Origin of the sequence: Pseudomonas sp. TH07 (assembly GCF_016651285.1) — a bacterium.
Lineage (GTDB): Bacteria > Pseudomonadota > Gammaproteobacteria > Pseudomonadales > Pseudomonadaceae > Aquipseudomonas.
Genome location: NZ_JAEKED010000001.1, coordinates 2,271,146 through 2,292,130, shown reverse-complemented (window position 1 = coordinate 2,292,130; position 20,985 = coordinate 2,271,146). Strand labels below are relative to the sequence as shown.

Genomic DNA, 20,985 nt, shown 5'->3' with positions numbered 1-20,985 from the left:
TGGCGTCAATCGGATTAGCCTCCAGGAGATCGAGATGAGCGACATGCATTTATCTGATGTAAACACCCTTCGCGAACGCGCCCGCCAGCATGTGGAGAACGGCGCCGTGACCGAAGGCTACAGTGCCGACCGGGAAGAGATCCTGCGCCTGCTCAACGAGTCGCTGGCCACTGAACTGGTCTGCGTCCTGCGCTACAAACGGCACTACTTCATGGCCAACGGGATCAAGGCCAGTGTCGCCGCCGACGAATTTCTCGAACACGCGAACCAGGAAGCCGAGCACGCCGACAAGCTGGCCGAACGCATCGTGCAACTGGGTGGCGAACCGGAGTTCAACCCCGACCTGCTGTCCAAGAACTCCCATGCCCAGTACGTGGCCGGCAACACCTTGAAAGAAATGGTCTACGAAGACCTGGTGGCAGAGCGGATCGCCGTCGACAGCTACCGCGAGATCATCCAGTACATCGGCGACAAGGACCCGACCACGCGTCGTATCTTTGAAGACATCCTGGCCCAGGAAGAGGAACACGCCGACGACATGGCGGATATCCTGGCCGACCTGTAAGCCGCTTCTCGTAATACCGCAGCCAGCTCTCCGGAGCTGGCTTTTTTCGTTTGGGCGGGTTACTTGGTCGGCTTGACCGTGACCGGTGCCTTGCCCGAGCGCATCTGGTCCAGCAGCGGCGCGCACTGGTTCGGCTCGCCCCCGCTCGGCGCAACCAGCGCCAACAGGCCCGCCGCCGGCCCGGCAATCACCCCCAGGGCGACCATGCCGGCACCGCGCAGCATCAGCGGCACCGCCTTGACCCCGGCGCTCGGCTTGATGAACGGACCCTGCACATACAGCGGCGAGCGCAGGGAGAACAGACGCAGGCCCTTGGATTCCGGGGTGATGGTCAGGTCGAGCTGCTCGCGGGTCATGTTTGCCGTGCCATCGATGTAAATGATGGCGTTCTCGGTGTCGAAGACGAACAGGCGCGAGGTGGCCAGCCCGCTCTTGATCCCGAAGTCGGCGGCGGCGCAATTGATCTTCACTTCCTTGTCGCCGAACATTTTCCCCACCACATAGTTACCGACGTTGAGCCCGGCGATTTCCATCAGACTGCGGCTGATGGCGCCATCGTTGATCAGCATCTTCAGGTCACCATTGGCGGTCCCCAGCAACGCGGCCACCGAATTGCCGGTGCCAGAGATATCGGCATCGCCATTGAGTTCGCCGAAACTGGTTTTCATCGGTTCAAAGGTCGGGAACAACTGCTTGAGCTTGAAGTTGCGCGCCGTCAGCTTGGCCTGGCCCTGCAAGGGCGTGGCCTGGCCATTGAGGCGGATCTGCGCATCGAGCTTGCCGCCGGCCACGCCAAAACGCAGCGGCTCGAGGCTCAGGTGCCCGTCATTGAGCACCAGGTGGGTATAGAGGTCGGTGAACGGCAGGTCGGCACTGTGGACGATGCGCTTGCCGGTGAATTCGACATCGGCGTCCATATCGCGCCAGCGTTCGGTGCGGAACTCCTCCACCGGCAGCACTTTGTCCGCCGGCTGTTTGCTTTCGCCGCCCCGGGCCTTCTGCTTGGCATTGGAGTCGGCACCGATCAGTGGCGCGAGGTCGGCAAATAGCAACTGGTTGGACACCAGCGCCCCGGTGAGCTTGGGCCGCGGCTGGCTGGCGACATAGGCCAGGTTGCCATGGATGTCGCTGTCGCCGATCTTGCCGTTGAAGTCCTGGTACTGAAAACTCGCGCCGGCCGGGTCATGCAGCTTGGCAATCAGGTGGCCGTCGGTGGCATAGGGCGGCGAATCCGGCAGCGTGACGCCGGTCAGCGGGTACAGGTTGCCCAGGCTGCTGCCGGCCAGTTTCAGGCGCAGATCAAGCGCCCCCAGGTTCAGCGGATCGGTCAGGGTGCCCTGCAACTCAACGCTGGTGTCGGCGATCTTGACCTTGGCTTGCAACGGGAACGGCTTGGCCGCGTCCTGCAGGGCCAGCAGCCCGCCGATCTTGCCGGTGCCGGTCAGTTTCTGCTGATGGTATTGACCTTTGACCTTCAACGCGAAGGCATAGGCCTGGGGCTCGGCGCCTTTTTCCTGGACCTTTTTCGCGGCCTTGTCGCCGACGATATCGCTGAATGGAATTGGCTGGCCCAAAGGGTCGATCAGCAGGTCGAGCTGGGTTTTCAGGCTCTGGTCGTCGAGGGTCACGTGGCCCTTGTCGAAACCGATGGCGCCGATGTCCACCACCCAATTGGAGGGCTCGGCGTTGGGGTCCTTGGGGTCGAACTTGAAGGTCCAGTTGGCGCGCCCATCGCCCAGCCGTTGCAGCGCGGCATTGGGTTCGGTCAGGTCGATACGCGGGATGTGCACGCGCTGCGCCAACAGTGCCAGGGGCGAAATACGCAACTCGACACGCTTGAGAGTGACCATCTGCGGGGCCTTGGACCAGTCCGGATTGCCCAGGGTCAGGTCTTGCGCCACCACATGCGGCCACGGCACCCAGGCCCGCCAGCCACCTTCGTCGGGCTCGCGCTGCCAGATCACCGCCAGGTCACCATTGATTGCGAATGGCCGATGCAGCTCCTCGGACACCTTGGCGTTGATCTGCGGCTTGATCCGGTTCCAATCGAAGAAGGCAATCAGCAGCACCAACACGGCCAATAGCAGCACCAGGATGGCGATGGTCCAGGCGAAAATTTTACGAGTGCGCGTCATTGCACAGGGCTCCTGAATACGACGAGGCGCGCGTAGGACGGCGCCTTGGATGAAATGCCGGACAAAAATGATCGGCCATGAAAACTACGACTGATAAAGCGCTCTCAGGTTTAACCCGAATGCCGATTTAGACGAAATAACCCGGGGTTTTCTGACCAGGCCGCCAACTTCGCGTTACCGCGCCCGCCCGAATGTGAAGCGCAAGTGAGTCGGAAATACCCACTCCGGTGCAAAACACCTCGCCGCAAAGGCCCGAGATAGAGCCCTTGGGCCGAATAATCAATTCCGTTGATTATTACCATTGTCTTTATGAACTTTTCTATCGATTTAGCGCGCGTAACATTGGCTCCGTACCCACTTTATCGCCCTCCCGAGGAGCACCCCCATCATGAAACGCCAATTACTGCTCAGCCTGACCCTCTCGATCCTGGCCGCCAACGCTTATGCCCTGCCAGCCGCCGAACAGGCCACTCCACAAGTCAAAGCCAGCCACACCGTGTTCAGCCAGACCCTCGCTGAAGGTGGTTCGGACCGCCTGATCGAACGCAACAAAGTCGCTGCCGATGGCTCGGACCGTACCCCACAAGGCCAGAGCGTTGCCGAAGACGGCTATGATCGCACCCCACAAGGCCAAACCGTAGCCGAAGGTGGCCGTGATCGCCTGGAACAGAAAGGCCTGGTTGAAGACGGCTACGATCGCACCCCACAAGGTCAGACCGTTGCCGAAGATGGTTACGACCGCACCCCACAAGGCCAGACCGTTGCCGAAGATGGCTTCGATCGCACCCCACAAGGTCAGACTGTTGCCGAAGATGGCTTCGATCGCACCCCACAAGGTCAGACTGTTGCCGCAGACGGTGCTGATCGCCTGGAACAACGTCATCAAGCTGTGAGCTGAGCCCATGCTGGCCCAGAAAAAAGCCCGGTCCCTGGATCGGGCTTTGACTTTGTAAAGCCCTCACCTCGTTCCAACACGCCCCCCCGTCAATCCAGCCCGGGTTCGACGCCGACAAAGTTGATTTGCTAGAGTGCCCCGCTCTTCCTGAGTAGAAAGTCAGCCCGCCAATGCTGCCCCGTGCCGAACAGAAGCAACAAACCCGCAATGCCCTGATGGACGCAGCCCGTCACTTGATGGAGTGTGGCCGAGGGTTTGGCAGCCTGAGCCTGCGCGAAGTGGCGAAGACCGCCGGTATCGTCCCCACCGGTTTCTACCGGCACTTTGCCGATATGGACCAACTGGGCCTGGTATTGGTCAGCGAAGTCGGCCAGACCTTCCGCGAAACCATTCGCCTGGTCCGCCATAACGAGTTCGTCATGGGCGGGATCATCGACGCATCGGTACGGATCTTCCTCGACGTGGTGGCGGCCAATCGTTCGCAGTTCCTGTTTCTTGCGCGTGAGCAGTACGGTGGCTCGCTGCCGGTGCGCCAGGCGATTGCCAACCTGCGGGAAAACATCAGCACCGACCTCGCCACCGACCTGAGCCTGATGCCCAAATTGCAGCATCTGGCGACGGCGGACCTCGGCGTGATCGCCGACCTGATCGTCAAAAGTGTGTTCGCCACACTGCCGGACATCATCGACCCGCCCGCTGCGGCCCTGCCCGAACACCTGACGCCTCAGGCCAAGATCACCCAGCAACTGCGCTTTATCTTCATTGGCCTCAAGCACTGGCAAGGCCTGGGCAGCACCGAGTAACCCCGTACCTTCCCCACAGAGCCCCCCCTCTCGCCCGATCAAGCCGAACGCTTAGCACCCGACGCGGCGCCCCGCCTTGCAGCAAAAAATCCGACGACGCACCAAGCCGGTGCTATAAATCAGTGCATCTCGCCAACTTGTAACAAAATAAAACACGAGCGTGCCCCATTTTCAGGCGTGCACATAGGGGGGTCGCCGGGTTTTTCGAGCGTATCCGGTGATTGGCAAGGCCCTTGCTCTAGCACCTGCATCGCTCTTAGCTGGAAGCCCTCACATGCTGGTGATTCATCGCCGAATCGAACCTCAAGCCCAATGGTCCGCCGAGCTGCACCTGAACTTCGAGGCCCGCAGCAAAAGCCGTCTGCGCTGTTTTAGTGCCGAGGGTGAAGACGTCGGTCTGTTTCTGGAGCGCGGCCAGCCGCCGCTGCACGATGGTGAATGCCTGGCTGCCGAAGACGGGCGCGTCGTGCGCGTTTGCGCTCGCCCCGAAGCGCTGCTGCACGTCACCTGCCGCAACGCCTTCGAGTTGACCCGTGCCGCCTATCACCTGGGCAACCGCCATGTCGCGCTGCAAGTCGGTGATGGCTGGCTGCGCCTGCTCGATGACTACGTGCTCAAGGCCATGCTCGAACAACTGGGAGCCTCGGCCGAAGCCATTGAAGCGCCATTCCAACCGGAACACGGCGCCTACGGCGGCGGCCACCATCACTCGCGGCACGGTGACGAGGACTTCAACTACCCGCCGCGCCTGCACCAGTTTGGCGTGCGCCCATGAACCCAGCCTGGGCCCTGCTGCGCCTGGCCAGTCCGCAGTTGCCGATTGGCGGCTACAGCTATTCCCAGGGCCTGGAAATGGCCGTCGAGCAGCAGCGCGTGGTGGACTCGGCCAGCGCCCGGCGCTGGATCAGCGATCAATTGCTGTTGAACCTGGCGCGGTTCGAAGCGCCGCTGTTGCTTGCCCATTGCCAGGCCGCAGCGGATGAAGACTGGGCGCAGTTGCTGCAACTGTGCGACGAGCATCGCGCCAGCCGGGAAACCCGCGAGCTGTATCAGGAAAGCCGGCAGATGGGCTATTCCCTGCAGCAACTGCTCAACGGCCTGCCTGAGCTGGATCAGGCCGCCCGGGATTTTCTCCAGCAACGCGGCGAGCCGCACCTGGCCCTGGGCTGGGCCCTGGCGGCGCGTGCCTGGCAGATCAGCCCCCAGGACGCCCTGGCCGCCTGGCTCTGGAGCTGGCTGGAAAACCAACTGGCAGTGCTGATGAAAACCCTGCCCCTGGGCCAGCAAGCTGCCCAGCGCCTGACCAGTGAACTGCTGCCGCTGCTGCAACAGGCGCAGCATGACGCCACCCACATCGACCCCATCCATTACGGCAGCGCCGCGTTTGGCCTGTCCCTGGCGTGCATGGCCCATGAGCGCCAGTACAGCCGTCTATTCCGTTCCTAGGCCCCCTCTGACATGGCGCCTTTTATTGTGGAGAAGCACATGAACTCACAACCCCTGCGCGTCGGCATCGGCGGCCCGGTCGGCTCCGGCAAGACCGCCCTGACCCTCGCCCTGTGCCTGGCCCTGCGCGAGCGCTACAACCTGGCGGTGGTCACCAACGATATCTACACCCGCGAAGACGCCGACTTCCTGGTGCGCAACCAGGCCCTGGCGCCGGAGCGGATCATCGGCGTGGAAACCGGCGGCTGCCCGCACACCGCCATTCGCGAAGATGCGTCGATCAACCTCGAAGCGGTGGATCAACTGAACCGGCGTTTTCCCGGGCTGGACCTGATTCTGGTGGAATCCGGCGGCGACAACCTGTCGGCGACCTTCAGCCCGGAGCTGTCGGACCTGACCATCTACGTGATCGACGTTTCCGCGGGCGACAAGCTGCCGCGCAAGGGCGGCCCGGGGATCTGCAAGTCCGATCTGCTGGTGATCAACAAGGTCGACCTCGCGCCACTGGTGGGCGCCTCCCTGGAACTGATGAACAGCGACACCCAGCGCATGCGCGCGGGCAAGCCGTTCGTCTTCAGCAACCAGAAAACCGGCCTCGGCCTGGACCAGATCATCGAATTCATCGAACGCCAGGGCCTGCTTGGCGCCGCCTGATTCCCCTTGATAAACGACTCAACAAGGAAGCCACCCTATGACACTCAAGCGTATTTTCGGAGCCCTGGCCCTGCTGCTGACCCCGGCCCTGGCCTTCGCCCACCCAGGGCATGGCGACAACGGTCTGATGGCCGGCATCAGCCACCCCATCGGCGGCCTCGACCACTTGCTGGCGATGCTGGCGGTCGGTTTATGGGCGGCCCAGCAACAAGGCGCCGCTCGCTGGGCCCTGCCCTGCACCTTCGTCGGCACCATGCTGATCGGCGGCCTGCTGGGTTTTGAAGGCCTGAACCTGCCGGCCCTGGAAAGCGGGATCGCCGCCTCGGTGCTGGCCCTGGGCCTGGCCGTGGCCCTGGCGGTACGCCCACCGCTGAGCCTGGCCCTGGCCGCCACCGCGCTGTTTGCCTTGTTCCACGGTGTGGCCCACGGCCTGGAACTGCCGGACATGTCCAGCCCCTGGGCCTATGCCGCAGGCTTCGTGGCCGCGACCGCCGCCCTGCACGCCGCGGGTTACGCCGTGGTACGGGTCCTGCCCCAGGCTGCGGCGCCGCTGGTACGGGTCGCCGGTGCGGCATCGGCGGCCACCGGTGTGTGGTTGCTGGCCGGCTGAGGCCAATAGCGACGACCGAACAGACGGGCCGGCGCTTTCGCGAGCGCCCGCCCCGTTCGCCCTGCTACCATGTCGCGCACTCAACCCTGCCGTGACGACGCCAGCCAATGCCCGATGTTTCCAGCTCCGCCTCCCAGCCTGAATTGACCGCTCTGTTCGCGGCCGTGCAGCAGCACTTCCAGGGGGTCATCGTGCCTCTGTGGCAAGGCCCTGGCTGGAACCCGGCGCTGGCGCTGCCTTTCGAAGCCCTGGACGCCAGGCATCAGCCATTGCCGGTGCAGCGCTATCGCGCCATGGCCTGCGCCCGGCAGCTGTATCTGTTCTCCAGCCTGATCGGCCAGGTGCCCGCGGCTGAACAACGCGCCGCCGCACTGTTCCGCTCCCTGCAGCAGCACTTTCACGATGCCGAACACGGCGGCTGGTTCTACAGCATCGACGCCCAGGGCGCGCCGCTGGACAAGCGCAAGGACCTCTATACCCACGCGTTCATCATTTTCGCCTGCGCCCATTACTGGGCCAAGGCGCGCGAGCCCTTGGTGGAATCGGTACTCAATGCGGCGCTGAGCGTGGTGGCCGAACGTTTCGCCAGCGGCGACGGCCTGTACCAGGCCAGCCTTGATCAAGACTGGTCGTCCCTGGGCTCCGGGCCGCTGCAGAATCCGCTGATGCACCTGGCCGAAGCCTTCCTGGCAACCCTGGCGGTGCGCGAAGACAGTCGCGTGCAAGGCGCTCTCACCGCGTTATGCGAGGCCATGCAGCGGCGCTTCATCGACCCGCAAACCGGGGTGATGCTGGAGAAGCCGCTGGGGGCTGTGGATAACTGGTTTGAGCCGGGGCATCAGTTCGAGTGGTTTTTCCTCCTGGAATCTTCGCCCCTGCTGCGAGGCACGGCGCTGCACGGCTCACTGGATCGGGCTTTTGCCTTCACCGAAGACTGCGGAGTCGACCCGGAGACCGGCGCAGTGGCGGCCATGCTCGACCTGCAAGCCACAGCACAGCCAAGGGATGCCACCCAGCGCATCTGGGCCCAGGCCGAATACCTGCGCGCCCTGACCTTGCGCCCTCACAGCCAGGCATCGCTGCGTCGCCAATTGCTGGCGTTGCAGCAACACTTCCTGCACCCCGCCGGCTGGAACGAATGCCTGGACGCGGCCGGCAAGGTCAGCCGGCAGGACATGCCGTCGACCACGCCTTATCACCTGGCCACCTGCTATCGCGGCCTGACTGAATACTTCGCCTGACTGGGCCGCCGGGGTCGTACAGACTCCGGCCGGCCCCCAGGTTTCAGGTCAGGCAATCCACTTGCGATCCCCGGTGAAACTGATGGTCAGCCAACGCGCCGTGTCCGCCTGGCCGAGTTGGCTGGAGATCTCTTCGCGCAACTGATCCAGGGTCGCCACGCTGTGCAGCGGATAGCCGTCCGGCAGCACGATATGGATCTCGATAAAGCGCGCCCGGCCGTGTTTCTGCACGTAAGACACATAGTCGGCGAAACCGTGCTCGGCCTTGGCCGCTTCCATCACGTTACGCACCTTGTCGTCCAACTGATCCGGGGCAATCCCCAGCACGTCCCGCAGCGCCGGCCGCAGGATCTTGAACGCCGCGGGCAGCATGCTCAGCGCCAGCAGGATCAGGATCAGCGGGTCAACGTACATCGCCCAGTCGTGGTAGCCCTGGCTCTTGAGCAGCAAGGCGGCGAGAAAACTCACCAACAGGCCGACGGACAGCATGGCGTCCACCAGCCAACTGATGTTGTCGAACTGGATCAGGGTGGACTTGAGCGTGCGGTTGCGATGGCGGATGTAGAAGAAATAAGCGAACTCGACCACGGTGAATACCGCGGCGTAGATGATCACCAGCCCCAACTCGATCTCACGCCCGCCATTGATGATGCCGAACACACCGTTGAGAAAGGCGTAGATCGCGATTAACAGCAGGAAGCTGCCTTCGATCAACAGCACCATGGGTTCCAGGTGCCAGAAGCCGAACTGGAAACGCTGGTTGCTTTCCTTGGCGATCAGCTTGGCGGTGATCAGCATCAGGACTTTGATAAAGGTCGCGATCAGGGAAAAAAAGCCATCGAACAGGATGGATTGGGCACCAGAAACAAAACCCGTGACGATACCGGCGATCGCCACGGCGAACATCAGTACGGTCGATTGCTTGAGCAGAACCTGCTCACCTCGGTTACTCACAACGCCTCCTATCGAACCTCAAACCCACCGCCTCGAAGGAGACGGTAGCGAAGTGTCTGGCGGGGATTCTACCTGGGCTGGGCTGACCTCAAGCTGAAACGAATCAGCTTATGTGTTTCCAGGCACAACAACTGTAGCTGGCGAGCGTCTTGGAGGTAGGCCGATAGGTGGGGGTGTTGCCGCTGACCAGTGTCCGAACGCGGACCGAGCCTGCGGCAGCGACTACAGGGAGTTGTGCCGCCAGGCTGCGCGCGCCCCACGTACATGCCTCAGGGCTTGGCGTTGCGCTCAATCGAGAAGCCGGCCCAGGTCTGGCTGACCGGCATCAGCTCCAGGCTGTTGATATTGATGTGGGCCGGGGTGTTGAGCACCCAGAAAATCGTCTCGGCGATGTCCTGCGGCTGGATCGGCTCGGCACCGGCGTAGGTCGCGTCGTAGCGCGCCTGGTCACCGGCGAAGCGCACCAGGGAGAACTCGCTCTCGCACAGGCCCGGCTCGATATTGGTCACCCGTACGCCGGTGCCCTGCAGGTCGCAGCGCAGGTTCAGGGAGAACTGTTTGACGAAGGCCTTGCTCGCGCCATAGACATGGCTGCCCGGATACGGGTAGTTGCCGGCGATGGACCCCAGGTTGATGATCCCGGCGCCGCGACCGTGGGCGATCAGCCGGGGCAGCAACAGGCGGGTGCTGTACATCAGGCCCTTGATGTTGGTGTCGACCATGGTGTCCCAGTCATCCAGGTCGCACTTGGGCGCCGGATCGACGCCCAGGGCCAGGCCGGCGTTGTTGATCAGGCCGCGCAGCGTGCTGAAGGACGGCGGCAGGTTGGCGATCGCCTCCTCCATCGCCTTGCGGTCACGCACATCGAGCACCAGGCCATGCACCTGTGTCTGTTTGGAAAGCTCGGCGCACAACGCATTCAGGCGCTCTTCACGACGACCGGTGAGCACCAGCGACCAGCCGGCCTCGGCGAAACGCCGGGCACAGGCTTCGCCAAAACCGGAAGTGGCCCCAGTGATAAACAGGGTGGAAGTCATGGTGTTCTCCTTGCTGGGTGGCGCGCAGCCATTGGAATGGAAAATCGCTTCGCAGCATGCCCGGCCTCGCTCCGAGCGGCAACCAGACGTTGCACCCGTAGCCGCTGCTGAGCCCGCGAGGCGGCGCTGGCCCGGATGGGCGATAGAGGGGGGTCAGGTGCTTCACGGCGAAATTGAGGGCCCGCGTCCGAACGCGGCCCGAGCCTTCGGCAGCGGCTACAGGATTTGCGTGATAAATGATGGATCGCTGTACGAAAAACGATCAGCGGGCGCAAGGCGTTGATTTACATGGCCTGCAGCCATCTGCGCGCATCTTATCCACAGGCCGGTCCACAGTCTTTGGGGGCAAGTGCAAAAGTCTGAAAGCCGCTGTCCACAGGGCTTGCAGCCCGGCTTTGCAAGTTTTTTGCTTGACCCGCCCATGGCCATCATGCAGCCCCTAGGGGTTTGACCACGAAACAGCAGTTTAAGGAGATGGCTTGAAGCCAGTAACGACGGCGCTTAGCCGAGTCTTTCCAGAGTTTAGTCACAGACTTATCCACAGGCTGAGGGACACCTTCAAGAGCGTCTGGCTGCGACAATAAAGGGGTTGACAATCGCGCCGCCCGCTTCATCAAAAACCCTTGATCAAAAAACAACCACCCGCCTGCAGGCCACGCCAATCAAGGCCTCCAGCCAGCTACTCCCACGTTACCCACAGCCAGTTCCACAGCAAACGGGGACAAGTCAAAACCGTGACAAAACAACTAATTGCAGCGGCTTTATACCGCGCTTTGATAGCTTGCGAATAATGTTTTCCACAATTTCCAGTGCCCGCTGTGGACATCCGATAAAACGCCCTCCGTTTCAGCTTTTTCAGGCGCCTGTGGACAAAAAAAGGCCCCGATGGCCAAGGCACATCGGGGCGGGTTTTATCCACAGTGCGGGGCGTCAGTGGCCGCCCAGATACGCGTTGCGCACCTCCTCATTGACCAGCAGTTCCTGCCCGGTGCCGCTCAGGCGAATCTCGCCGTTGACCATCACATAGGCCCGGTCCGACAACTTCAGCGCATGGTTGGCGTTCTGCTCCACCAGGAAGATGGTCATACCGCTGCCCGCCAGCTCACGCAGGGTGGAGAAGATCTGTTTCACCACAATCGGCGCCAGGCCCAGACTCGGCTCATCCAGCAACAGCAGCTTGGGCCGGCTCATCAGCGCCCGGGCAATGGCCAGCATCTGCTGTTCACCGCCCGACATGGTCATGGCCCGCTGAGTACGCCGCTCCTTGAGCCGGGGGAACAGGTCGAACATGCGCTGCATGTCTTCGGTGGCGTGCTTGTCGCCGATGGGGATGGTGCCCATCAGCAGGTTTTCCTCCACCGTCATATCCGGGAACACCCGTCGCCCTTCCGGCGACTGGGCGATACCGTTGGAGGCGATGTAGTGCGACGACTTGTGGGTGATGTCCACGCCACGGTAGAGGATCTGCCCGGACTCGGCCCGGGGCTGGCCGAAAATCGACATCAGCAACGTCGACTTGCCGGCACCGTTGGAGCCGATCAGGCTCACGGTCTCGCCTTCATTGATGTGCAGCGAGACCTTCTTCAGGGCCTGGATCGGGCCGTAGTAAACGTCCAAGTCCTTGAGTTCGAGGATAGGTTGAGTCATACCAGCTCCTCTTCGTCGGCACCCAGGTAGGCGGCTATCACTTTCGGATCGTTGCGGATCGCCTCAGGCCCGCCTTCGGCGATCACGTTGCCGTGGTCGAGCACCACAATGTGGTCGGAAATACTCATCACCATGCCCATGTCGTGTTCAATCAGCACCACGGTCAGATCGTGCTCGTCACGCAGCAGACGGATCATCGCGCTCAGCGCTTCGGTTTCCTGAGGGTTGAGGCCGGCGGCCGGTTCGTCGAGGCAGATGATCTGCGGACGGGTGCACATGGCCCGGGCGATTTCCAGGCGCCGCTGCTGGCCGTAGGACAATTCACCAGCCAGGCGGTTGGCGCAGTCCACCAGGTCCACCACTTCCAGCCAGTAGAAAGCGTGGTCCAGCGCGTCACTCTCGGCCTTCTGGTAGCCCTTGGTGTTGAGAATGCCGGCCAGCATATTGCGGTTGACCCACATGTGCTGGGCCACCAGCAGGTTCTCCAGCACCGACATTTCCTTGAACAGGCGAATGTTCTGGAAGGTCCGCGCCAGGCCCGCCCGGTTCACCAGGTGGGTGCCGCCGAACATCTTGTAATACAGGCGGCTGGCAAAGCTTTTGGGCGACACGAAGTCAGTGGCGCGAAAAGGCTCGCCGAGCAGTTTGATGACGTTGGTGCTCTGGCCCCGGGTATTGAGTTCGATACGCCCACCGGAGGCCTTGTAGAACCCGGTCAAGCAGTTGAAAACCGTGGTCTTGCCCGCACCGTTGGGGCCGATCAGGGCGAAGATCGAGTTGCGGCGCACCTTGAGGCTGACGTCGCTCAGGGCCTTGATCCCGCCGAAGTGCATCATCAGGTTCTCTACCGAGAGAATCACTTCATCGCTCATGATGCGCTCCTCTGGGTCAGGACACCTTTACGCGGGGTCACACCGGTACGGCTGATGCGAATCAGGCCACGGGGTCGCCAGATCATCATCAACACCATCAACACCCCGAACAGCAGCACCCGGTACTCGGAGAAGCTGCGCAGCAGTTCCGGGGCCACGGTGAGCACGAACGCGGCAATCACCACGCCCACCGTCGAACCCATGCCGCCCAGCACCACGATGGCCAGGATCAGCGCCGACTCGAAAAAGGTAAAGGACGACGGGTTGACGAAGCCCTGGTAGCTGGCGAAGAACACCCCGGCCAGACCCGCGGTCGAGGCGCCGATGGTGAACGCCGAGAGCTTGACCAGCACGTGGTTCAGGCCCATGGCCCGGCAAGCGATTTCGTCTTCGCGCAAGGCTTCCCAGGCCCGGCCGACCGGCATGCGGGTCAGGCGATGCTTGACGTAGAGCACCAGCAGCACCACCAGGAACAGCACGATGTAGATAAACAGGAATTTCAGATTGGGGTTGTAGTCCATGCCGAAAAACTCATGAAACGGCACACCGCCATCCTTGGCCTTGCGGCCGAACTCCAGGCCGAAGAAGGTCGGCGACGGCACCGGCATGCCATTGGGACCGCCGGTGAAGGACAGCCAGTTGTTGAGCACCAGGCGGATGATCTCGCCAAAACCCAGGGTCACGATGGCCAGGTAATCACCGTGCATTCGCAAGACCGGGAAGCCGAGTATGCAGCCGGCCAGCGCCGCCGCAATCGCCGCCAGCGGCAGCACCGACCAGAAACCCAGGCCCAGGTACTGGTAACCCAATGCCAGGCCGTAGGCGCCGATGGCATAAAAGGCCACGTAACCCAGGTCGAGCAGGCCAGCCAGGCCGACCACGATGTTCAGGCCCAGGCCCAGCAACACATAGATCAGGCCGAGGATCACCACGGTCAGCAGGTACTTGTTGGCGAAGATCGGGAACACGATGGCAATCACGATCAGCACCGGAATGATCCAGCGCAGCCGCGACTTGTAGTCCGGCGGGCGCACATGCACGCCGGAGCCGGTGCTCTCGAAGCCCTGGAGAATCTTCAGGCCCTTGGGGGTCTGCAGGAACAGGCTCATGGCCAGGCGGCCGATCATCACGATCGCCACCAGCCAGCCGACGCGCGCCGGCTGCAGGTTGAAGCTGTAGCCATCCAGGACCACGCCGACAATCGGCCCGAACACGATCAACGAGATCAGCCCGGCCAGCACGGCGTCGATAACGCTCTTTTTGATATCAATCGGTTTATTGGCAGCAGACATACTTATACCTTCGCCACGAGTGGGCGACCCAGCAGGCCTTGGGGACGGAAGATCAGAATCAGCACCAGCAGCGAGAAACTGAACACATCTTTGTAGTCGGAGTTGATCAACCCGGAGAACAGCGACTCGGAGATCCCGAGGATGATCCCGCCCAGCATCGCGCCCGGCAGCGAGCCAATGCCGCCGAGAACCGCGGCGGTAAACGCCTTGATCCCGATGACAAAGCCGGCATAGAAGTCGAACGTGCCGTAGTTCATGGTGATCAGCACGCCCGCCAGCGCAGCCATGGCGGCGCCGATGACGAACACATAGGAGATCACGCGGTCGGTGTTGATCCCGAGGATCGAGGCCATCTTGCGGTCTTGCTGGGTAGCACGGCACATGCGGCCAAGCTTGGTGTACTTGATGATGTAGGTCAGCAACGCCATGCCGGCGAATGCCGCAACCAGGATGAAGATCTTGGTGTAGGTGAGCTGGACGAAACCGCTGCCGATATCGACCTTCCAGGCACCGGCCAACAGCGTTGGCACACCCTGTTGCTTGGCGCCCTGGCTGATCTGCGCATAGTTCTGCAGGATCAGCGAGATACCGATGGCGCTGATCAGCGGCGCCAGGCGGGTGGAATTGCGCAGGGGTTTGTAGGCGACGCGCTCGATGACCCAGCCGTAGACCCCCGTCACGACGACGGTAAAGACCAGGGTGCCGAGAATGAGTAGCGGGAAGGATTCGATGCCAAAGTAGGCCAGCAGAGCCAGACTGATTGCCGCGAGGTAAGCGGAAATCATGTAAACCTCGCCATGGGCGAAGTTGATCATGCCAATGATGCCGTAGACCATTGTGTAGCCTATGGCGATCAGACCATAGACAGACCCGAGGGTCAGTCCATTGATCAGTTGCTGCAGGAAAATACCATCCATAACGCAATCTCACGCATTTGAGAGACTGCACACAGCGGAGACGACGGACTGGTGTTCAGCCACCGGCGCAACACGGCCATTGTGCAGCTCTACGAGAAAAGACAAGTACTGCACGGGCAACCGGCCGACACCGGGGGGCGGTGCCGGACGGCTCAGAACCGGTATACGGTCAGTTGCGCCAGGCTCAGACGACGTTGAAAGTGCCTGAACCTTGCTCGCCGGACCGTAAACCGGTTCTCAGACGCTCATGTCACTTCTGTTTTTCGAGCTGGTGGTATTTGCCGTCCTTGTCCCACTGGTAGACCACGTAGTCGGAGATCTTCAGGTCGCCTTTGGCGTCCCAGGTCTTCTCGCCCATCACGGTTTTCACCGGATTGGCTTTCAGCCATTTGGCCGCGTCTTCACCCTTGTTCGACTTGGCGCCGCCGAAGCCGGCAGCCAGGGCCTGGACCGACGCGTAGGCGTACAGGGTATAGCCTTCAGGCTCGGTGCCGGCCTTGCGGAAAGCGTCGACCACGGTCTTGCTGTCTGGCAGCAGGCGCGGGTCGGCACCGAAGGTCATGTACACGCCGTCGACGTATTGCGGGCCGCCAGCAGTGGTGACCAGTTCGTCGGTGACGATGCCGTCATCGGACATGAATTTCACGTCCTTGAGGCCTTGCTCGCGCAGTTGGCGTACCAGTGGACCGGCTTCCGGATGCAGGCCGCCGAAGTACACGACATCGGCCCCCACGGAGCGGATCTTGGTCACGACGGCGCTGAAGTCTTTCTCGCCACGGGTCAGGCCTTCGTACAGCACCGGGGTCACGCCGCGCTTGGTCAGCTGTGCCTTGGTGGCATCCGCCAGGCCCTGGCCGTAGGTGTCCTTGTCGTGCAGCACCGCGACCTTCTTGCCCTTGAGCACATCGACGATGTAGTCGCCGGCAACGATGCCCTGCTGGTCGTCACGCCCGCACATGCGGAACATGGCGCTCAGGCCGCGCTCGGTAACCTGCGGGTTGGTCGAGCCCGGGGTAATGGCGATCACGCCCGCATCGCTGTACACCTCGGACGCCGGAATGGTCGAGGACGAGCAGAAGTGCCCGACCACGCCTGCGACCTTGTCCTGATCCACCAGGCGGTTGGCCACGGCCACCGCTTGCTTGGGCTCGCAAGCGTCATCGCCCTTGACCAGGACGATCTTCTCGCCGTTGACACCGCCCTTGGCGTTGATTTCGTCAGCCGCTGCCTGTGCACCCTTCATGTACTGCTCGCCAAATGCCGCGTTGGCGCCAGTCATGGGACCCGCTACGCCGATCTTCAGGTCGGCCTGAGCAAACGCAGAAACACCCAGCGCAGCTGCCACTGCGAGGGCCAGAAAGCCTTTCTTGTAAAACGTCTGGGACATGGGGTGGTGCTCCAAGGTTTTTTTAGTTGGCAATGCGACTTCACTGAATGCTCAGAGCAAGGGCCGTGCCATTGGTTTTTTATTCTGAAAAAAGTCGTTCTGATGTTGTTATTTCGACTGTTTCGAGCCCTTTTTTATTGGGCGTGCAACCGTCTAAACCGCGGAAGGTGAAACCGTAAAAAATGAAAGGCGCAACCCGCACGCGCCATCATTGCAACCACGGCGCAAATCAACGTGCAACCAGCCTGTAACAGCCTGCGTCACCGAAGTGCACACTGCTGGTGCGGCACTGCTACGAGCCGCACCATTACAGGCTAGTCGCTGCGCCGAAAAGCGCCGCCCCAGGGGTTGAATTTCGCCGATCAGATGACGATCCGCAGGCACTGGCCCGCGTGATACAGAGAGAACCCGGCCTCGTACAGGCAACTGCGCAGGCCCACCCCGGCCAGCGGCTGCATGGGCGCGAAGGGAATCGGCAGGGCTTGAGGGTTTCCGTTACACAGGTAATCGGCAAAGGCTTTGCCGACCACGGTCCCGGTGGTGACGCCACGCCCGTTGTAACCGGTGACTGCCACTAAACCGGGCGCAGGTTCGAACAGACGCATCAGGTGATCGGGGGTGAAGGCGATGCAGCCGGTCCAGGTGCACTCCCACTCCACCGGCTTGAGATACGGGAAGTAATGCTGCTGCACCCGATCGGCCCAGGCCTTGAGGAACCAGGCGGGTTTCTGGTTGCCGTTGCCCAGGCTGCCGAGCAGCAGGCGGCCTTCGGCATCGCGGCGGATGCTGCTCAGCACCTGGCGCGTGTCCCAGGAGCCTTGGCCACCCGGCAGGATTTGCTGCGCGGCGTCTTCCGTCAGAGGCCGGGAGGCAACCTGGTAGTAGTAACCGGGGAAGAAATTGCGCCGCAGTTCGGTCCAGTCGCCTTCGGTGTAGGCATTGGAGGCTATCACCACCTGCTCGGCCAGCACCGAGCCCTGAGCCGTTTGCACCGACCAGCGCTGGCCCTGGCGTTCCAGACGAGTAACCGGCGAGTGGTCGAACAACAGCCCGCCCAGGTCCACCGCCGCCTTGGCCAGGCCCGAGGTATAGGCCATGGGGTTGATGGTGCCGGCGCGTCGATCCAGGAGCGCGGCGGCAATCTTCTGGGTGCCGGTGGCGGCTTCGCATGCGGCACCGGTCAGCAACTCCACCGGCGCGCCACGGCGCTTCCATTGTTGTTCGCGACTGCGCAGGTCGGCCTCGCCCCGGGCGTTATGGGCCATGTGCAAGGTGCCTTCACGGCGCAACTGGCAATCAATGCGGTATTTGTCCACCAGGCTGAACACCAGGGACGGCGCCGCGCCCAGCATGCGGTTGAGCTGGCTGCCGACCTGCTCGCCGAAGCCGGCCTCGATATCGTCGGGCGCGATCCACATCCCGGCGTTGACCAGGCCGACGTTGCGCCCCGAGCCGCCATGCCCCGCGCGGTGAGCCTCCAGCACGCAGACCCGCTTGCCCTGCTCCAGCAAATGCACCGCCGCCGACAAACCGGTAAAGCCTGCGCCAATCACACAGACATCCACCGCGACCTCGCCATTGAGCGCGGCGTTGTCAGGCCTTTGCGGCGTCAGTTTTTCCCATAGACACTCTTCGCGTAACGCCATTGCCAGACTCCGAAATCAACCACATACAGGTTTGCATTCGCCGCTGTAACCGCTGCCGCAGGCTCGGCCCGCCGTTCGGACGCTGCTTCTCGCAAACAACGCCCTCCCCGGACACCCGCTTCAGTTGTAGCCGCTGCCGAAGACTACGCTGGCCCTGAAAAACAACGCCCCGTTCCCGGATGCACTCCAGCGTCCAGCGCAGCCTCACCAAACTCGGCAGCGGCTACCGGTTTGCCGCCTTCATTCAATCGAAGGTAATGCCCTGGGCCAGTGGCAGTTCCAGGGAGTAGTTGACGGTGTTGGTCTGGCGGCGCATGTAACCGCGCCACGCATCGGAGCCGGACTCACGACCGCCACCGGTTTCTTTCTCGCCACCGAAGGCGCCGCCGATTTCCGCGCCGCTCGGGCCGATGTTGACGTTGGCGATGCCGCAGTCGCTGCCCACCGCCGACATGAACTGCTCGGCTTCGCGCACATCGGTGGTGAAGATGCACGACGACAGGCCCTGAGGCACAGCGTTGTTCAGGCGCAGCGCTTCGGCAAAGTCGGTGTAGCCGACCACGTAGAGGATCGGGGCGAAGGTTTCATCGCGCACCACGTCGCTCTGCTCAGGCATCTCGACGATGGCCGGCGACACGTAATAGGCATTCGGGAACTGTTCTTCCAACTGCCGCTTGCCGCCAAACACCCGGCCGCCTTCGCTCAAGGCCTGTTCCAGGGCGTCCTGCATATTGTCGAAGCTGTGCTTGTCGATCAGCGGGCCGACCAGGTTGCCTTCCAGCGGATGACCGATCCGCACCTTGGAGTAGGCGGCCTTGAGCCGGGTGACGATTTCTTCCTTGACCGACTCATGGGCGATCAGTCGGCGCAGGGACGTGCAACGCTGGCCGGCGGTGCCGACGGCGCTGAACAGAATGGCGCGCACGGCCATGTCCAGGTCGGCGCTTGGGCCGAGGATCATCGCGTTGTTGCCGCCCAGCTCAAGGATGCTGCGGGCAAAGCGCGCGGCGACTTTGGGCGCCACTTCACGGCCCATGCGGGTGCTGCCGGTGGCGCTGATCAGGGCCACACGCGGATCGTCCACCAGCGCGGCGCCGGCTTCACGCCCGCCGATGATCACCTGACTGAGGTAGGGCGGAGCGTCGCTGAAGTTTTTCAGCACGCGCTCGAACAACGCCTGGCAGGCCAGGGCGGTCAGCGGGGTTTTCTCTGACGGTTTCCAGATCACCGGGTTGCCGCAGACCAGCGCCAGGGTGGTGTTCCAGGCCCAGACCGCCACCGGGAAGTTGAACGCGCTGATCACCCCGACCACGCCCAGCGGGTGCCAGGTTTCACGCATGTGGTGGCCAGGACGCTCGGAGGCGATGGTCAAACCGTAGAGCTGGCGCGACAGGCCGACGGCGAAGTCGCAGATGTCGATCATCTCTTGCACTTCACCCAGGCCTTCCTGGGTGATCTTGCCGGCTTCCCAGGACACCAGCTCGCCAAGGTCGGCCTTGTACTCGCGCAACACTTCGCCGAACTGGCGGACCAGCTCACCACGACGGGGCGCCGGCACCTTGCGCCAGAGTTCGAATGCATGCTCTGCGCGACTGACCTGTTGCTCGACTTCGGCCGCGCCTTCCCAGTTCACGGCGGCGATGCGGCTGCCGTCGATCGGCGAGTGCACGGGCTGGCTGCCCGACTGATACAGGGCCGGGTTCACACCGAGACGATCAAGCAATGCGGCAACCATGGGTCACTCCTTACAGATGAAAAAACAAAAAGTCGTAGCCGATAAACCAGCTATTGAGGCCTGTAGTTGTAGCTGGCCTGAGACTTGCCAACAAACGACGATTAGGCGAGATATCATTCCGTTTATTCATGCTGCGTCGGCCAAGCAGCGCTGAGACAAGAACCAGGGACCTTGCGCCATGCTGAACAAACGCCACCTGCCCTCGATCACCGCCTTGCAGTGTTTCGAAGCGGTCACCCGCCACCTGAGCTTCACCCGTGCCGCCGAAGAGCTGAACCTGACCCAAAGCGCGGTCAGCAAGCAGGTGGCGCAACTCGAAGAGCTGCTGCAACACCTGTTGTTCCGCCGCGTGCGCCGACGCTTGCAGATGACCCCGGCCGGCGACCTGTACCTGGTGGAAGTGCGCAAGATCCTGACCCAGGTCGAGATGTCGACCCACTACCTGCGTTCCTACGGCGGTGAAACCGAAGTGCTGCGGGTGTCCACGCCCTCGACCTTCGGCGCGCGCTGGCTGGTGCCACGCCTCAAGGGCTGGCGCCTGCGTCATCCGCATATCCATCTGGACCTGTGCAACGAGCAGGAGGCCGATGATTTGCTGCAGGGCCGCAGCGACCTGGCGTTCTACTTCGGCCAGGGTTCGCGCCCCGGCACCGAGTGCCTGAAGCTGTTCAGCGAAGAGCTGGTGGCGGTCTGCGCCCCGGGCAGCTTGCCGGACCAGCCGTTCACCGACCCGACGCAACTGGCCGATCTGGTGCTGCTGCAGAATGCCTCCCGGCCCCAGGCCTGGCACGACTGGTTCGACAGCCAGGGCTACCACACCGAACACAGCTATCACGGCCCGCGCTTCGAAACCTTCTACATGTGCATCCGCGCCGCCCAGGTCGGTTGCGGCGTGGCCCTGCTGCCGCGCTTTCTGGTGGAGGAAGAGTTGAACGACGGCAAGCTGGTGATCGCCTGGCAGTACGCGATGCCCAGTAACGATGCGTACTTCATCGCCTACCCCGAGCATTCCGCCGAAGTGCCCAAGGTCCGCGACTTTGTGCGCTGGATGCTGGAGCAGGTCGACAGCCCGACCCCCTAGCGGCTCGGCCGCGCCCGCTAAAAAAACGCTGGCAAAACAGACTGCGGATATGCGCCACTACCGCCTTC

The 20,985-nt window shown here is 62.5% G+C and carries 19 protein-coding genes; 9 read left to right on the top strand and 10 right to left on the bottom strand.

Annotation, left to right across the window (positions count from 1 at the left end; all coding sequences use genetic code 11):
- Nucleotides 1-34: 34 nt before the first annotated feature.
- Nucleotides 35-565 carry a ferritin-like domain-containing protein gene (locus JFU57_RS10725; RefSeq protein ID WP_020298718.1) on the top strand — a complete coding sequence of 177 codons (531 nt, stop codon included), beginning with the start codon at nucleotides 35-37 and terminating at the stop codon, nucleotides 563-565.
- A 59-nt stretch (nucleotides 566-624) separates the two neighbouring features.
- On the opposite strand, the gene JFU57_RS10720 is transcribed toward JFU57_RS10725, so the two are convergent.
- Entirely contained in the window at nucleotides 625-2,700 is a 2,076-nt protein-coding gene (locus JFU57_RS10720; RefSeq protein WP_201129219.1) for an AsmA family protein, read from the bottom strand.
- Nucleotides 2,701-3,088: 388 nt separating this feature from the next.
- Here JFU57_RS10720 and JFU57_RS10715 point away from each other — a divergent pair, with 388 nt between their 5' ends.
- From JFU57_RS10715 to JFU57_RS10685, 7 genes are all read left to right on the top strand, one after another.
- Nucleotides 3,089-3,598 carry a hypothetical protein gene (locus JFU57_RS10715; protein ID WP_078469582.1) on the top strand — a complete coding sequence of 170 codons (510 nt, stop codon included), beginning with the start codon at nucleotides 3,089-3,091 and terminating at the stop codon, nucleotides 3,596-3,598.
- 167 nt (nucleotides 3,599-3,765) lie between these two features.
- Nucleotides 3,766-4,398, top strand: a complete 633-nt coding sequence (locus JFU57_RS10710; protein WP_020298715.1) for a TetR family transcriptional regulator — start codon at nucleotides 3,766-3,768, stop codon at nucleotides 4,396-4,398.
- 274 nt (nucleotides 4,399-4,672) lie between these two features.
- Complete coding sequence (ureE, locus tag JFU57_RS10705; protein ID WP_201129218.1) at nucleotides 4,673-5,173, top strand: urease accessory protein UreE; 501 nt, start codon at nucleotides 4,673-4,675, stop codon at nucleotides 5,171-5,173.
- A complete protein-coding gene (locus JFU57_RS10700) occupies nucleotides 5,170-5,844 on the top strand; it encodes an urease accessory protein UreF (protein WP_201129216.1) in 675 nt (224 codons plus the stop codon). The genes ureE and JFU57_RS10700 overlap by 4 nt, the downstream gene beginning before the upstream one ends.
- A 39-nt stretch (nucleotides 5,845-5,883) precedes the next feature.
- Complete coding sequence (gene ureG, locus JFU57_RS10695; RefSeq protein WP_020298712.1) at nucleotides 5,884-6,498, top strand: urease accessory protein UreG; 615 nt, start codon at nucleotides 5,884-5,886, stop codon at nucleotides 6,496-6,498.
- A gap of 37 nt (nucleotides 6,499-6,535) precedes the next feature.
- Nucleotides 6,536-7,108, top strand: a complete 573-nt coding sequence (locus JFU57_RS10690) for a HupE/UreJ family protein (RefSeq protein WP_201129214.1) — start codon at nucleotides 6,536-6,538, stop codon at nucleotides 7,106-7,108.
- Nucleotides 7,109-7,215: 107 nt separating this feature from the next.
- On the top strand, nucleotides 7,216-8,349 hold the full coding sequence (locus tag JFU57_RS10685; RefSeq protein ID WP_201129212.1) for an AGE family epimerase/isomerase: 1,134 nt from the start codon (nucleotides 7,216-7,218) through the stop codon (nucleotides 8,347-8,349).
- Between the two features lie 48 nt (nucleotides 8,350-8,397).
- Here JFU57_RS10685 and JFU57_RS10680 read toward each other — a convergent pair whose 3' ends face one another.
- The 9 genes from JFU57_RS10680 to amaB form a co-directional block, all read right to left on the bottom strand.
- Entirely contained in the window at nucleotides 8,398-9,303 is a 906-nt protein-coding gene (locus tag JFU57_RS10680) for a cation diffusion facilitator family transporter (protein ID WP_078469576.1), read from the bottom strand.
- Nucleotides 9,304-9,572: 269 nt separating this feature from the next.
- The gene (locus JFU57_RS10675; RefSeq protein WP_078469575.1) at nucleotides 9,573-10,340 is read right to left on the bottom strand and encodes an SDR family oxidoreductase; all 768 of its coding nucleotides are present in this window, start codon (nucleotides 10,338-10,340) and stop codon (nucleotides 9,573-9,575) included.
- 930 nt (nucleotides 10,341-11,270) lie between these two features.
- On the bottom strand, nucleotides 11,271-11,987 hold the full coding sequence (locus tag JFU57_RS10670; protein WP_078469574.1) for an ABC transporter ATP-binding protein: 717 nt from the start codon (nucleotides 11,985-11,987) through the stop codon (nucleotides 11,271-11,273).
- Nucleotides 11,984-12,859 (bottom strand): ABC transporter ATP-binding protein, encoded by an 876-nt coding sequence (locus JFU57_RS10665; protein ID WP_078469573.1) that lies wholly within the window; start codon nucleotides 12,857-12,859, stop codon nucleotides 11,984-11,986. Before JFU57_RS10665 ends, JFU57_RS10670 begins: the two co-directional genes overlap by 4 nt.
- A complete protein-coding gene (gene livM, locus JFU57_RS10660; RefSeq protein ID WP_078469572.1) occupies nucleotides 12,856-14,151 on the bottom strand; it encodes a high-affinity branched-chain amino acid ABC transporter permease LivM in 1,296 nt (431 codons plus the stop codon). The genes JFU57_RS10665 and livM overlap by 4 nt, the downstream gene beginning before the upstream one ends.
- A gap of 2 nt (nucleotides 14,152-14,153) precedes the next feature.
- Complete coding sequence (locus tag JFU57_RS10655; protein ID WP_020299405.1) at nucleotides 14,154-15,068, bottom strand: ABC transporter permease subunit; 915 nt, start codon at nucleotides 15,066-15,068, stop codon at nucleotides 14,154-14,156.
- A gap of 250 nt (nucleotides 15,069-15,318) precedes the next feature.
- Nucleotides 15,319-16,455, bottom strand: a complete 1,137-nt coding sequence (locus tag JFU57_RS10650) for a branched-chain amino acid ABC transporter substrate-binding protein (RefSeq protein ID WP_020299406.1) — start codon at nucleotides 16,453-16,455, stop codon at nucleotides 15,319-15,321.
- Nucleotides 16,456-16,817: 362 nt separating this feature from the next.
- Entirely contained in the window at nucleotides 16,818-18,101 is a 1,284-nt protein-coding gene (gene amaA / locus JFU57_RS10645; protein ID WP_201129210.1) for an L-pipecolate oxidase, read from the bottom strand.
- 244 nt (nucleotides 18,102-18,345) lie between these two features.
- Nucleotides 18,346-19,836: an L-piperidine-6-carboxylate dehydrogenase gene (gene amaB / locus JFU57_RS10640; protein ID WP_201129208.1), complete on the bottom strand. Its 1,491-nt coding sequence runs from the start codon at nucleotides 19,834-19,836 to the stop codon at nucleotides 18,346-18,348.
- Nucleotides 19,837-20,014: 178 nt separating this feature from the next.
- On the opposite strand from amaB, the gene JFU57_RS10635 reads away from it, so the two are divergent.
- The gene (locus JFU57_RS10635; RefSeq protein WP_078469569.1) at nucleotides 20,015-20,917 is read left to right on the top strand and encodes a LysR family transcriptional regulator; all 903 of its coding nucleotides are present in this window, start codon (nucleotides 20,015-20,017) and stop codon (nucleotides 20,915-20,917) included.
- Nucleotides 20,918-20,985: the final 68 nt, after the last annotated feature.

What these genes read in the sequence shown, in the direction of transcription:
- JFU57_RS10725 (WP_020298718.1), top strand. Translation starts at nt 35, where the DNA reads ATGAGCGACATGCATTTATCTGATGTAAACACCCTTCGCGAACGCGCC.
- JFU57_RS10720 (WP_201129219.1), bottom strand. Translation starts at nt 2,700, where the DNA reads ATGACGCGCACTCGTAAAATTTTCGCCTGGACCATCGCCATCCTGGTG.
- JFU57_RS10715 (WP_078469582.1), top strand. Translation starts at nt 3,089, where the DNA reads ATGAAACGCCAATTACTGCTCAGCCTGACCCTCTCGATCCTGGCCGCC.
- JFU57_RS10710 (WP_020298715.1), top strand. Translation starts at nt 3,766, where the DNA reads ATGCTGCCCCGTGCCGAACAGAAGCAACAAACCCGCAATGCCCTGATG.
- ureE (WP_201129218.1), top strand. Translation starts at nt 4,673, where the DNA reads ATGCTGGTGATTCATCGCCGAATCGAACCTCAAGCCCAATGGTCCGCC.
- JFU57_RS10700 (WP_201129216.1), top strand. Translation starts at nt 5,170, where the DNA reads ATGAACCCAGCCTGGGCCCTGCTGCGCCTGGCCAGTCCGCAGTTGCCG.
- ureG (WP_020298712.1), top strand. Translation starts at nt 5,884, where the DNA reads ATGAACTCACAACCCCTGCGCGTCGGCATCGGCGGCCCGGTCGGCTCC.
- JFU57_RS10690 (WP_201129214.1), top strand. Translation starts at nt 6,536, where the DNA reads ATGACACTCAAGCGTATTTTCGGAGCCCTGGCCCTGCTGCTGACCCCG.
- JFU57_RS10685 (WP_201129212.1), top strand. Translation starts at nt 7,216, where the DNA reads ATGCCCGATGTTTCCAGCTCCGCCTCCCAGCCTGAATTGACCGCTCTG.
- JFU57_RS10675 (WP_078469575.1), bottom strand. Translation starts at nt 10,340, where the DNA reads ATGACTTCCACCCTGTTTATCACTGGGGCCACTTCCGGTTTTGGCGAA.
- JFU57_RS10670 (WP_078469574.1), bottom strand. Translation starts at nt 11,987, where the DNA reads ATGACTCAACCTATCCTCGAACTCAAGGACTTGGACGTTTACTACGGC.
- JFU57_RS10665 (WP_078469573.1), bottom strand. Translation starts at nt 12,859, where the DNA reads ATGAGCGATGAAGTGATTCTCTCGGTAGAGAACCTGATGATGCACTTC.
- livM (WP_078469572.1), bottom strand. Translation starts at nt 14,151, where the DNA reads ATGTCTGCTGCCAATAAACCGATTGATATCAAAAAGAGCGTTATCGAC.
- JFU57_RS10655 (WP_020299405.1), bottom strand. Translation starts at nt 15,068, where the DNA reads ATGGATGGTATTTTCCTGCAGCAACTGATCAATGGACTGACCCTCGGG.
- JFU57_RS10650 (WP_020299406.1), bottom strand. Translation starts at nt 16,455, where the DNA reads ATGTCCCAGACGTTTTACAAGAAAGGCTTTCTGGCCCTCGCAGTGGCA.
- amaA (WP_201129210.1), bottom strand. Translation starts at nt 18,101, where the DNA reads ATGGCGTTACGCGAAGAGTGTCTATGGGAAAAACTGACGCCGCAAAGG.
- amaB (WP_201129208.1), bottom strand. Translation starts at nt 19,836, where the DNA reads ATGGTTGCCGCATTGCTTGATCGTCTCGGTGTGAACCCGGCCCTGTAT.
- JFU57_RS10635 (WP_078469569.1), top strand. Translation starts at nt 20,015, where the DNA reads ATGCTGAACAAACGCCACCTGCCCTCGATCACCGCCTTGCAGTGTTTC.